Genomic DNA, 11,836 nt, shown 5'->3' with positions numbered 1-11,836 from the left:
GCGCTTCCGTGTGGAAGACCTGCGGCCGCATCACCGTGATCGGCAGGATCATCGCGCCCTGCGTCTCCACGCGCAGGTAGAGCTCGTAGGCCACCTCGGGCTTGAGCTCCAGCGGCAGCGCATGGCTGCGGCTGGGAACGGGCCGCTGCGCGAAGGGCTGCATGTTGCCCAGCCGGGCCTGCTGCACGATGCGCCCTTCGCGCACCAGGAAGACATCGACCCGATTCAGCGGCGCATAGTCGATATCGAGCATCCAGGTGGGCCCGCCGCCGCCGGTCCAGGAGACCGGGAAGCGCAACCACACCGGCTCCTTGCGCAGGCCCAGCGTGGCGTAGGCCGAGCGCGGCACCTCGAAGCGGTCGGCCGCGGCCATCGCGGCGGTGATGTCCATCTCGCCGCTCTCGTCGGGCAGCATGGTCACCGAGGGCCAGGCTTCCACACGCTGCGAACTGCCGTCGATGACCAGCGGCGGCGCGGCATGCACCAGTGCCGACAGCGCCAGCCAGCCGAGCAGCGCGACGAGGCGAAGCAGCCCGAGCGTCATGTGCGCGCGCGGCCCGACCACGGGCCGGCCACGGTGAAGCGGTCTTCGAGCGCGTTGAGCCAGCCCGGCGCGCGGCGGTCGGAGCCCCACTCGCGCATCATGCCGTGCGCCTGGTCGAGCAGGCCCTGGGGCAGCTTCAGAGGCCGCGTCTGGTCCATCAGCAACTGCGTCAGCAGGTGGTAGCCCAGCACGCGCGTGACCAGCCGCGCGAGGCTGAAGTCCTTCGAGAACAAGCGACCGATGCCGTCGATCAGGCGCACCAGCGCCATCAGCAATGCGAAGAGCAGGCGCGAGGCGAAAGCGACCGGTCCGTCGATGGCCAGGTCGCGCGAAGCCTCGCGCCCGATCAGCCGGCGCGACAGCAGCAGCGGAAAGGGCTTGGCCACCGCCAGCGGGATCACGCCGGCCAGGTTGCGGAACAGCGCATCGGCCAGGCCCGGCCGCGGGTCGGGCTGCACCGGTTGCGCGCGGCCGCGCGCCTGCATGCGCGCGAACAACGCCTCAGCCTCGTCCATCGTGAAGGCCATCAGCTCGCGGCGAATGCCCACCAGGTGGCCGACCACGTTCCAGGCATGCAGCACGGCGAGCTCGTCGGATTCGTCCAGGCCCACGCCCAGGGTGCGCAGGCCGCGCAGATAGACATAGCCGAAGGTCAGCAAGGTGTAGGCCTGCTCTTCCTGGTTGCACGGCAGGCCGCGCGCCATGTCCCAGCCGTGCGCGAACAGGGCGTGGTGCATCTTCTGGCTGCCGCGCGCCGCGGCCAGTGCCGGCACCACCGGCAGGGCTAGCCCGCGCTCGCGCAGCGCCGCCGCCTCCTGCGGGCTGGTGCGCAGCACCAGGTTGCGCACCATCGCGTGGATCAGCCGCACCTTCAGCACCTGCGCGATGCCGCCGCCATCCGGGTCGGTCAGGCCGCCGCGCATCATCACCGGGAAGACCATTGCCGCCGTGCTGCGGATGCGGTAATCGGTGCGCTGCTCGAGCTGCCCGGTGGTGTGCAGCACCTCGGCGAGATCGGGCACCACGTAGCACTCGGGCAGGCTGGCGCAGAACAGCAGCGTGCACGACAGCACGCCCTGGTCGAAGAAGATCTCCTCGGCGCGCGCGATCTTCGCCGGCTCCGCCCAATCGGGCAGCATGCGCGCCGCGCTGACGTAGTCACGCAGCGCATCGGCGATCTCCTGCTGGTCTGCGGGCAGCCGCGTGTGCCAGTGGTCGAGGCTGGCGTTGTCGCACCACTGCGCGATCACGCCGTTGACGACATCGATGCGGTCCCAGTGCGACTTGAAGTCGGCTGCGATGTCGGCCGCAGTGGCCGCGAGCGCAGGGGTTTCCCAGGGCCCGAGGATGTCGGCAATGGTCTGGTCGGCCAGCGGATCGGTCTCGAACTGGGCCTGATCGAGCCGCTCGTCGGGCACGGTGTGCGTCATCGGCATCACTTCTTTGTTGTCATCGTCGGATGTCGCACCAGGCGACCGGCAACGGTAACGGAATGCAGCGCCGATGTGCAAGCGCAATCGCCCCGCATGAGGTGATGTGATTCACGCCCGGATCGGAATGCCCTTTCGTGAGAGGCCCAGTTCGCGGGCGCGCAGCTGGCCACAGCCGGCCTCCACGTCCTGCCCTGCCGACTGGCGCAGCCGCGCCAGTACACCTCGGTGATTCAGCGTCCTCATGATCTGCGCGGCACGCTCATCCGATGGCCGGCGGAAGCCCAGGCCTTCGATGGCGTTGAACGGGATCATGTTCATGATCGCGTAGCGGCCCTGGAGCAGCGAGACGATCGCCTCGACCTCGTCGTCGCCGTCGTTCACGCCCTCGATCAGTGTCCACTGGTATTGGATCGGGTAGCCGGTGGCGCGTGCGTAGCGCTCGCCGGCCTCCACCAGATCGGCCGGGTCGAAGCGTGGCGCACGCGGCAGCAATTGCTCGCGCAACTCTGCCCTCGTGGTGTGCAGCGACAGCGCCAGCGCCGGCTTCACGCGGCCCTGCGGCAACCGTTCGAACACCCGCGCGTCGCCCACGGTGGAGAAGACCAGCTGCTTGTGGCCGATGCCGCCTGCGGTGCCGAGCAGGTCGATCGCCTCCAGCACCGCATCCAGGTTGTGCGCCGGCTCGCCCATGCCCATGAAGACGACCTTGCGCACCGCGCGGCGCTGCCGCGCCAGCGCCACCTGCGCGACGATCTCTCCGCTCGTGAGCTGGCGGATCAGGCCGTCGCGGCCGGTCATGCAGAACACGCAGCCCACCGCGCAGCCGGCCTGGGTGGAGACGCACAGGCCGTCGCGCGGCAACAGCACGCTTTCCACCGTCTGGCCGTCGGCCAGCGTCACCAGCAGGCGCTGCGAGCCGTCCTCGCCGTCGTGGGCGGAGCGCACGTGGGCCAGCGCGGCGAGTTCGGCCTCGAGCGCGGACAGCGCCTCGCGCAGTTCGAGCGGCAGCCAGTCCTCGATGCGGCGGCGGCCGTGCGTCTGCGGCAGCGCATTCGCCCACAGGCGCAGCACGCGCTCCTCGTGCTTGGGCTTGGCGCCGAGCGAACGCAGGCGGTGGCGGAGGTCGGCGATGCGCATGGCGCGCGATGCTAGCGCCTGCGATGCGTCCTTAGGCGGGCGTCACTTCACGTACAGCACCCGCATGCCGAGTTGCCGGCCGTCGGGCCGGTCGAGCACGGCGATCGTCGCCTGGCTGGCGCGGAAGCCTTCGGGCAGCGGCTGCACGCCGCGCGCGATCTCGTAGGCGCCCACGCTCAGCGGCACCGGCTTACCGACCACGCGCGTCTCTGCGCCGTTGGCCCCGATGCCGCTGACGGAAATCTGCAGCACCGCATTCATCGGCCTTGCGCCGCCGGCACGCGTCAACGCCACTTCGTAGGCCACGCCGGCACCCTTGCGCTGCAGACGGCCGGCGCGAACCTCCACCGTGCCGCCGCGCGGATCGGGCGGCAGCGCATCGACGGCGAAGTCGAGGTCCTGGCGCAGCTTCTCGGTGCTGCTGCGGCCGGCAGCGAGGTCGTCGCCGAGCTTCTTGCCCTCGGCCTGCGCGGTCTGCAGCTTCTGCGTGGTGGCCTCCAGGTCGGCCCTGAGCTGGCGGCGCTCGGCGTCGGCCTGCTCGTACGCATTGCGCAGCTCGGCCGAGGCCGAGGCCGACAGGCGCGGCGGCAGGTGCTTCTCCTGCACGTAGACCACACCGGCGGCGCCGGCCGCGGCACCGAGAATCAGCAGCACCAGCCAGGGCGGCAGCGACCAGCGCGAACGCGGCCGGCCATACGAGAGCACGACGGGTTTGTTCTGTCCCCACATGGGAATCTTCTCGGCGACGGTTTCGTGACAGCCGTGCAGACTAGCGCGCTTCCGCGCAAGCCTTGAAACACGATGTGGCGGGCTCGGATACCCTTGACGCATGCCCGAGACGCCTGCCGACGCCGCCCCCGCACCGATCAGCTTCCGCGAGGCGCTGCGCTTCTGGCTCAAGCTCGGCTTCATCAGCTTCGGCGGGCCGGCCGGGCAGATCGCGATCATGCACACCGAGCTGGTCGAGCGGCGCCGCTGGATCAGTGAGCGCCGCTTCCTGCACGCCCTGAACTACTGCATGCTGCTGCCCGGCCCGGAGGCGCAGCAGCTCGCCACCTACCTCGGCTGGCTGATGCACCGCAGCGTCGGCGGCATCGTCGCCGGCGCGCTGTTCGTGCTGCCCTCGCTGTTCATCCTGATCGCGCTGAGCTGGATCTATCTGCGCTTCGGCCAGGTGCCGCTGGTGGCTGGACTGTTCGCCGGGCTCAAGCCCGCGGTGACAGCGCTGGTGCTGCACGCCGCATGGCGCATCGGCACGCGCGCCCTGAAGAACCGCTGGATGTGGTTGCTCGCCGCCCTCGCCTTCGTGGCCATCTTCGCCCTCGACGTGCCCTTCCCCGCCATCGTCGCCGCGGCTGCGGCGATCGGCTGGTGGGGCTCTCGGCGTGCACCGCAGGTGTTCGCCCTCGGCGGCGGGCATGCCGAGGCGAAGGCCGGTTACGGCCCGGCCTTGATCGACGACCACACGCCGACGCCCGAGCACGCCCGCTACGCGCACCGCAGCCTGGTGCGTGTGCTCGTCATCGGCCTGGTGCTGTGGCTGCTGGCGATGGGCGGGCTGGTGGCCACGCAGGGCTGGCAGGGCACGCTGGCGCAGATGGGGTGGTTCTTCACCAAGGCGGCGCTGCTCACCTTCGGCGGCGCCTACGCCGTGTTGCCCTACGTCTACCAGGGTGCGGTGGACCACCAGCAGTGGCTCACCGGCGCGCAGATGATCGACGGCCTCGCGCTCGGCGAAACCACTCCCGGCCCGCTGATCATGGTGGTGGCGTTCGTCGGCTTCGTCGGCGGCTGGGGTCGCGAGGTGCTGGGGCCTGACGCGCTCTTCGCCAGCGGCGCGCTGGCCGCGGCCGTGGTGACCTTCTTCACCTTCCTGCCCTCGTTCGTGTTCATCCTCGCCGGCGGGCCGCTGGTCGAGGCCACGCACGGCAAGCTGGGCTTCACGGCGCCGCTGTCGGCGATCACGGCGGCGGTGGTCGGCGTGATCCTCAACCTGGCGCTGTTCTTCGCCTACCACGTGCTGTGGCCGCAGGGCTTCGCCGGGCGCTTCGATGTCTTCTCGGCACTGCTGATGGTGGCCGCGGCGTTCGCGCTGTTCCGCTTCAAGGTCGGCGTGATGCCGCTGCTGGCGGCCTGCGCCCTGCTCGGCCTGGGCGGGACGCTGGCCGGGCTGCGCTGAACGGCTACTTCCCGCCGCGCGGATCCTCGCCCGACGACCACTGCGGCAGCCGGAAGTCGGTGACCAGCGCCAGCGCACGCAGCCCGCTGGCCGCGCCGGCCGCCAGCAGCAGCGCCGTGCCCGGCGACACGCCCAGCGCCAGCGCGCCCACCAGCACCCAGCCGCCGGCGAAGGCACACACCGCGTAAGGCCGGTGATCGCTGAAGGCGCTCGGGATCTCGTTGCAGACGATGTCGCGCAACACGCCGCCGAAGGTAGCCGTCACCACGCCCATCAGCACCGCGACGATCGCCGGCATGCCCTGCGCCAGCGCGATCTGCGTGCCGCCGGCGCTGAACAGGCCGAGGCCGAGCGCGTCGGGCCACTGCATCGCGCGCTCGGTGGGCGCGAAGTGGCGCGCGCGCAGCACGCCCATCGCCGCCACGCACAGCGCCAGCAGCCCCCACAGCCAGGCCGCGTGCTCGACCCAGAAGAACGGCCGCCGGTCGAGCAGCACGTCGCGCAGTGTGCCGCCGCCGAAGGCGGCCAGGCCGGCCACCACGCACACGCCCACCGCATCGAGCCGCTTGCGCGCCGCCTCGAGCAGGCCCGACAACGCAAAGGCCACGGTCGCCGCGGCCTCCACCGCCGTCAGAAGCGCCGGCAGCAGGTTCGCGTCGGGCAGCGGTTCAGCCATTCAGGTGCTGCGCGACGCGCTCGCGCGCCTGGCGCGGCAGCCGGCCGGTGACGGCCGCCGCCACCGGCGTCTTCAGCATCGCTGCGAAGCCGTCGGCCACGCGCGCCGCCGAGACGCGCCGCAGCCGCGCCAGCGACTGTGCGCGCGCACGCACCCGGCCGAGGAAGAGCAGGTCCAGGCAGGCCTCCTCCACGCGGCGGAACGGCTGTTCGGACGAGCGCAGTGCGCGCACGGTGAGCTGGTTGCGCGCGCGCTCGAGGTGGATGGGTTCGACGCCGCGCGCGAGCTCGCTCATCAACGAGCGCACTTCGGCGCAGAACTCGTCGAGGTGCTCCGGCGCCACCGAAGCCTCGATGACGAACTGGCCCCACAGGCCCAGCACGTCGGCCGAGGCATGCGTGTAGTACGCCAGGCCCTTGCGCTCGCGGATGCGGTCGAGCAGCGGCGAGCTCATGCCCTCGCCGAGCACGGCCGCAGCCACCACGCCGACCGGATCGTCGTCGACCAGCGACGGGATCGGCCAGCCGATCACCACGTGGGTCTGGCTGCTGCCAACGAGGCGCTTGGTGACGATGCCGCCGACCCACTCGGGTGCAGTGAGCGTGTTCTCCGCGCCGCGCGGCAGGCTGCCGAAGGCGGCCTGCGCGGCCTCCAGCACCGCGGCGGCGTCGACGTCGCCGGCCACGCCGATCACCACGTTGGCGCCGCTGTACTGGCGCTGCACGTAGCCGAGCAGGTCGTCGCGCGTGAAGCGCTCGATGTTGGCGCGCCGGCCGATCACCGGCAGCGCGGCCGGGTGGGCGCCGAAGCACTCGCGGTCGAAGGCCTGGAAGGCGATGGTCAGCGGGTCGTCCTCGTCGTCGGCGATCTCGTGCAGGATCACGCGGCGCTCGCGCTCCAGCTCCTCCTCGGGAAAGGTGCTCTCGCGCACGATGTCGCCGAGCATGCGCACGAAGCGCGGCGCATCCTCGGCCAGGCCGCGCATGTGGAAGGCGGTGTGGTCCTTGTCGGTGTGCGCATTGACCTCGGCGCCGAGCCGCTCGGCATCGAGGTTGATGCGCTGGCAGTCGCGCGTGCGCGTGCCCTTGAAGGCCATGTGCTCGACGACGTGGCTGATGCCGTTGAGCTTCGCGCCCTCGTGCGCGCTGCCGGTGCGCACGAACACGCTCACGCTCGCGCTGCCCACGCCCGGCAGGCCGATCAGCACCACGCGCACGCCGTTGGCCAGCGTGGCGATCGAGGTGCCGGCTTCGTCCGTCGGTTGCAGCATCAGAATGCCGCCACCGCGCCGTTGCTGCGCGGGTCGAAGCCGCCCATCAGCAGGCTGTCCGTGTGGCGGATCAGCGCGCCGGCATGGCCGACCGATTCGTCCCAGTCGGCCAGCAGCTCGACGTCATGACCCATCGCGCGCAGCGTGTCGACGGTCCCGGCCGGGAAACGCGCCTCGAGCTTGAGGCTGTCGCTGGCCATGCCCCAGGTGCGGCCGAGCAGCCAGCGCGGCATCTCGATGGCCGCCTGCGGCTCCAGGCCGAAGCGCTGGATGCGGTTGAACACCGTGGCCTGCGTCTGCGGCTGCCCGTCGCCGCCCATCGTGCCGTAGACCATCAGGCGCCCGTCGGCCAGGCGCGCGAGCGCCGGGTTCAGTGTGTGGAAAGGCTTCTTGCGCGGCGCCAGCGCGTTGATGTGCGAAGGATCGAGGCTGAAACTGCAGCCGCGGTTCTGCCAGTTCACACCGGATTCGGCGAGCACCACGCCCGAGCCGAACTCGTGGTAGATGCTCTGGATGAACGAGACCGCACGGCCCTGCCCGTCGATCACGCCCATCCAGATGGTGTCGCCCGGGTCGGTGCGCCTTCCCCACGGCGCGGCGCGCTTCGAGTCGATGTTCCCGGCGAGTTCGTCGAGCAGCGCAGGGCGCAGCAGCTCGGCCGGCGCGATGCGCATGAAGGCGGGGTCGGTGACATGCTGGTCGCGCAGCTTGAAGGCCTGCTTGGTGGCCTCGACCTGCGCATGCACGAAGGCCGCGCCCAGCGGATCGGCATCCCAGCCCTGCAGGCGCTGCATGATGCCCAGGATCATCAGCGAGACCACGCCCTGCGAGGGCGGCGTCATGTTGGCCAGCGTGGCGCCGGGGATGGCCAGCGTCAGCGGGTCGACCCGCTTGGCGTGGTGGGCGGCGAGGTCGTCGGCGGTGAGCGGGCTGCCGACGGCGGCGAGTTCGGCGGCCAGCTGCTTCGCCAGCGCGCCGCGGTAGAAGTCGTCGGTGCCGTGTTCGGCGATGCGCGCCAGCGTGGCCGCCAGGCGCGGCTGGCGGAAGCGGCTGAAGGCGGCCGGCGCCTCGCCGTCGACCAGGAAGGTCTCGGCGAAGCCCGGGATGGCGCGGATCTCGTCGCGCTTGGCCGCGGTGGCGGCGCGCTGGCTGTGCGTGACCGGGATGCCCTCGCGGGCGTACCAGATCGCGTCTTCGAGCAGGCGTGCCAGCGGCAGCCGGCCGCCCCACTCCTTCGCGAGCGCATGCGCCGCACCCCAGCCGGAGATGGTGCCGGCTACCGTCAACGCGGCCACGCCACCGCGGAACGGGATGCTGCCGGTCACCCCGCGCTGCGCATAGCTCTCCAGCGAGGCCGCGGCGGCGCTCGCGCCGCTGGCGTCGATGCCGGCCAGTGGCCCGTCGGGGCCGCCGATCACCCAGAAGCCATCGCCGCCGATGGAGTTCATGTGCGGGTAGACGACGGCGATGGCCGCGGCGGCGGCGATCATCGCCTCGAGGGCGTTGCCGCCTTCGCGCAGCACGCGCAGGGCGGCTTCGGAAGCCAGGCTGTGCGGGGCGACGGCGATGCCGCGCCGGCCGAGGAAGGATTGGGTCATGGGGTGAAACGTCCGGTGATCTCTGGCGCGCGACCAGCGCGCGAACATACCAGCAAGCGCCGCCTATGATCGCAGCATGCCGCCCATGACCTCACCGCAGGGCACCCTGGCCGCGCTGGCGCGCAATGCCGGCCAGTGGCTGCTCGGCTGGTGGCGCACGGTGCACCTGGCGGCGTTGCTCACGGTGATGGCGTTGTCGCCGTCGAGCTACCGGGCCGCGAACCGGCAGGCGATGGCGCGCCACGTCTATCTCGGCACCGCGCAGTCGCTGCTCGGCTTCACGCTGCTGAGCCTGCTGATCAGCATCGTGGTCATCCGCATCGTGCTGGTCACCTCGCAGAGCTACGGCCTCACGCAGTACGCGCTGGAGATGGTGGTGCGCGTGCTGGTTCTGGAGCTCATTCCGCTAGCCGCGGCGATGTTCGCCGCGCTGCGCTGCACGATCCCGCTGTCGGCCGAGGTCGCCGCGCTGCGCAGCGGCGGCGGCTGGGACGCGCTGGCCGCGCAGGGCGTCGACCCGATGCGCTCCGAAGTGCTGCCGCGCGCCGTGGCCGGCACCTTCTGCGCGCTGATGCTGGCCGCGGTGAGCGGCGTGATCACGCTGGTGGTGGCCTACCTGTCCGTCTACGGCTTCACCGGTGCGGGCTTCGCCGCCTACACCCACACGGTGGGCCGCATCTTCACGCCGGCGGTGTCGCTGATCTTCGTGTTGAAGATCCTCTTCCTCGGCCTGACGGTGGCGCTGATGCCGATCGCCTCGGTGCTCGACGCGGTGCCGCGCCGCCGCGCCAACACCAGCGCCGAGCTGCAGGGGCTGGTGCGCATGCTGCTGCTGATCGTGATCATCGAAGCCGCCTCGCTGGTGGGCAACTACTCCTGAAATGAACGACAAGGAACCGCAGAACCTGGAGGTCAAGGCGGCGCTGCTACTGGCGCTGTTCGTCGCGCTGGTGGCGGCGACGGTGCTCTACGTGCTCTACGCACGCGGCAGCTTCGAGGCCACGCAGCGGCTGGTGCTGGTGGCCGACGACTCCGAGGGCGTGCGCGTCGGCATGGACATGACCTTCTCCGGCTTTCCGATCGGCCGCGTGCGGCGCATCGAGCTGGCGGACGACGGCAGCGCCCGTATCGTGATCGACGTGCCGGTGAAGGATGCGAAGTGGCTTCGCCAGTCGAGCGTCTTCACGCTGTCGCGCAGCCTGGTCGGCGGCGCCACGCTGAAGGCCTACAGCGGCGTGCTGAGCGACCCGCCGCTGCCCGACGGCGCCGAGCGCAGCGTGCTGGTGGGCGACGCCACCGCCGAGCTGCCGCGGCTGGTGTCCGACGTGCGCGAGCTGGTGGCCAACCTGACGCGGCTGACCGCTTCCGACTCCTCGCTCGCGCTCAGCATCGCGAACGTGCAGACGATCACCGAGCGCGCCACCGGCCCTCGCGGCGCCACCGGGCTGCTGATGAACGAGGCCGATGCGAAGCAGATCAGCGCCGCGCTGCAGCGGGTGAATACACTGCTGGCGCGTATCGACGGCATGGCCGCGAAGGCCGATGCGCAGGTGCTCGGGCCGCAGGGGCTGGTGAACGAGAGCAAGGCAGGCGTGGCGCAGCTCAACGCCCTGCTCGGCGATGCACGGCAGACGCTGCAGAAGGTGGATGCGCTGCTGGCCGAGGCGCAGGGCGTGGCCAGCAACGTGCGCGGCGCGACCAACGATCTCGATGCGCTGCGCGGCGAGGTCGACGCCACGGTGCGCAAGGTCGAGCAGCTGGTCGACGAGGTCAACCGCAAGTGGCCGTTCAAGCGCGACACGGAGCTGCAGCTCAAATGAGGAGTCCCGTCGTTCTCGTTCTTGCCGCTGCGCTCGCTGCCTGCAGCAGCGGCCCCACGCCGCCCGACTGGCAGCTGCAGGCGCGGCCGGCGATCGATGCCGCGATCCGGATGGACCTCGACGGCGATACCGCCGGCGCCCGGCGCGAGTTCGAGCGCGGCCGCGCGCTGCTGGCGCGCACCGGATCGCCCGCGCTGGTGGCCCGCGCCGAGCTGATGCGCTGCGCAGCCCGCGTGGCCAGCCTCGACTTCGCCGCCTGCGACCGCTTCGAACGCTGGCGAGCCGACGCACCCGCGGCCGAACAGGCCTACGCCGATCACCTCGCGGGAAAGACGCTCGATCGCGAACGCATCGCGCTGCTGCCGCCGGCGCAACGCGCCGTCGCCGCGGCCATCGCCGAGAGGACGACGGTGACGGTTCAGGCCATCGAGGATCCGCAGTCGCGACTGATCGCCGCAGCGCTGTTGCTGCGCGCCCGGCTCGCCGACCCCGCCACGCTCACGCTGGCGGCCGACACGGCATCGGCGCAAGGCTGGCGCCGCCCGCTGCTGGCCTGGCTGGAGGCGCTGGCCTACCGCGCCGAGCAGGCTGGCGCAGCCGACGAAGCGCAGCGGCTGCGCCGGCGCATCGAGCTGGTGCTGTCGTCGCGATGAAGCCTCAGAGCGCGGCGAAGTGCCGCCGGTAGCGCAGCGGCAGGTCGGCGATGCGCAGCATCATCGGCAGGTCGGCGGTGCCGAAGTCCGGGTCCCAGGCCGGCGCGCCGAGCAGCTTCGCGCCGCAGCGCAGGTAGCCCTTGATCAGCGGCGGCGGTTCCACCGCCAGGTCGCTGCGAAGCTCGCCGACCGGCAGCGGCAGGCGTGCATGCACCTGGCACTCGATCGGCGCGAGGTGGCTGTGGCGAAGCTGTTCCCACAGGCTCGCCGCCACGTGGCCGCCGTCGCGCATGCCCACGCTGGCACAGCCGATCATCGTTTCCAGGCCGTTGCGCGCCATGAACTCGGCCAGCGCGCCCCACAGCGCCAGGATCACCCCGCCCGAGCGCCAGTCGGCATGCACGCAGGAGCGGCCCAGCTCCACCATCCGGGCGCGGTAGGGACGCAGCCGCGTGAGGTCGAACTCGTTCTCGCTGTACAGGACGCCGACGCGCCGCGCCGCCGCCGGCGAGAGCACGCGATAGGT

At 71.5% G+C, this 11,836-nt stretch carries 12 protein-coding genes; 4 read left to right on the top strand and 8 right to left on the bottom strand.

The annotated features are described in order from the left end of the window. The 4 genes from AB7U92_RS11605 to AB7U92_RS11590 all read right to left on the bottom strand — a co-directional run. The coding region (locus AB7U92_RS11605) for a 7TMR-DISMED2 domain-containing protein (RefSeq protein WP_428576561.1) at positions 1-544 on the bottom strand (544 nt) is incomplete at its 3' end. Then, positions 541-1,974: an oxygenase MpaB family protein gene (locus AB7U92_RS11600; protein ID WP_428576558.1), complete on the bottom strand. Its 1,434-nt coding sequence runs from the start codon at positions 1,972-1,974 to the stop codon at positions 541-543. The genes AB7U92_RS11600 and AB7U92_RS11605, both read right to left, overlap by 4 nt. Before the next feature lie 111 nt (positions 1,975-2,085). After that, positions 2,086-3,114 carry an RNA methyltransferase gene (locus AB7U92_RS11595; RefSeq protein ID WP_428576555.1) on the bottom strand — a complete coding sequence of 343 codons (1,029 nt, stop codon included), beginning with the start codon at positions 3,112-3,114 and terminating at the stop codon, positions 2,086-2,088. 42 nt (positions 3,115-3,156) lie between these two features. Next, a complete protein-coding gene (locus tag AB7U92_RS11590; RefSeq protein WP_428576552.1) occupies positions 3,157-3,843 on the bottom strand; it encodes a hypothetical protein in 687 nt (228 codons plus the stop codon). Between the two features lie 100 nt (positions 3,844-3,943). On the opposite strand from AB7U92_RS11590, the gene chrA reads away from it, so the two are divergent. Next, entirely contained in the window at positions 3,944-5,293 is a 1,350-nt protein-coding gene (chrA, locus tag AB7U92_RS11585; protein WP_428576549.1) for a chromate efflux transporter, read from the top strand. 4 nt (positions 5,294-5,297) lie between these two features. On the opposite strand, the gene AB7U92_RS11580 is transcribed toward chrA, so the two are convergent. From AB7U92_RS11580 to AB7U92_RS11570, 3 genes are read right to left on the bottom strand one after another with little or no spacing between them, the layout of a single operon-like run. Continuing rightward, on the bottom strand, positions 5,298-5,969 hold the full coding sequence (locus tag AB7U92_RS11580) for a trimeric intracellular cation channel family protein (RefSeq protein WP_428576546.1): 672 nt from the start codon (positions 5,967-5,969) through the stop codon (positions 5,298-5,300). Continuing rightward, positions 5,962-7,239: a M16 family metallopeptidase gene (locus tag AB7U92_RS11575; protein WP_428576543.1), complete on the bottom strand. Its 1,278-nt coding sequence runs from the start codon at positions 7,237-7,239 to the stop codon at positions 5,962-5,964. The genes AB7U92_RS11580 and AB7U92_RS11575 overlap by 8 nt, the downstream gene beginning before the upstream one ends. After that, positions 7,239-8,837 (bottom strand): gamma-glutamyltransferase family protein, encoded by a 1,599-nt coding sequence (locus AB7U92_RS11570; RefSeq protein ID WP_428576540.1) that lies wholly within the window; start codon positions 8,835-8,837, stop codon positions 7,239-7,241. Before AB7U92_RS11570 ends, AB7U92_RS11575 begins: the two co-directional genes overlap by 1 nt. A gap of 76 nt (positions 8,838-8,913) precedes the next feature. On the opposite strand from AB7U92_RS11570, the gene AB7U92_RS11565 reads away from it, so the two are divergent. The 3 genes from AB7U92_RS11565 to AB7U92_RS11555 are packed head-to-tail and all read left to right on the top strand — an operon-like array spanning position 8,914 to position 11,310. Beyond that, positions 8,914-9,717, top strand: a complete 804-nt coding sequence (locus tag AB7U92_RS11565; protein WP_428576537.1) for an MlaE family ABC transporter permease — start codon at positions 8,914-8,916, stop codon at positions 9,715-9,717. 1 nt (position 9,718) lies between these two features. Continuing rightward, positions 9,719-10,657 (top strand): MlaD family protein, encoded by a 939-nt coding sequence (locus AB7U92_RS11560; protein ID WP_428576535.1) that lies wholly within the window; start codon positions 9,719-9,721, stop codon positions 10,655-10,657. Further along, positions 10,654-11,310 (top strand): hypothetical protein, encoded by a 657-nt coding sequence (locus AB7U92_RS11555; RefSeq protein ID WP_428576532.1) that lies wholly within the window; start codon positions 10,654-10,656, stop codon positions 11,308-11,310. Before AB7U92_RS11560 ends, AB7U92_RS11555 begins: the two co-directional genes overlap by 4 nt. Positions 11,311-11,314: 4 nt before the next feature. On the opposite strand, the gene AB7U92_RS11550 is transcribed toward AB7U92_RS11555, so the two are convergent. Then, a partial coding sequence (locus AB7U92_RS11550) for a GNAT family N-acetyltransferase (RefSeq protein ID WP_428576529.1) occupies positions 11,315-11,836 on the bottom strand: 522 nt, incomplete at its 5' end.

It is taken from the genome of Piscinibacter sp. (genome assembly GCF_050175855.1).
In the GTDB taxonomy this organism is placed as follows: Bacteria; Pseudomonadota; Gammaproteobacteria; order Burkholderiales; family Burkholderiaceae_C; genus Piscinibacter.
The sequence above is the reverse complement of the archived record's forward strand: the minus strand, read 5'-3'. Positions and strand labels throughout refer to the sequence as shown.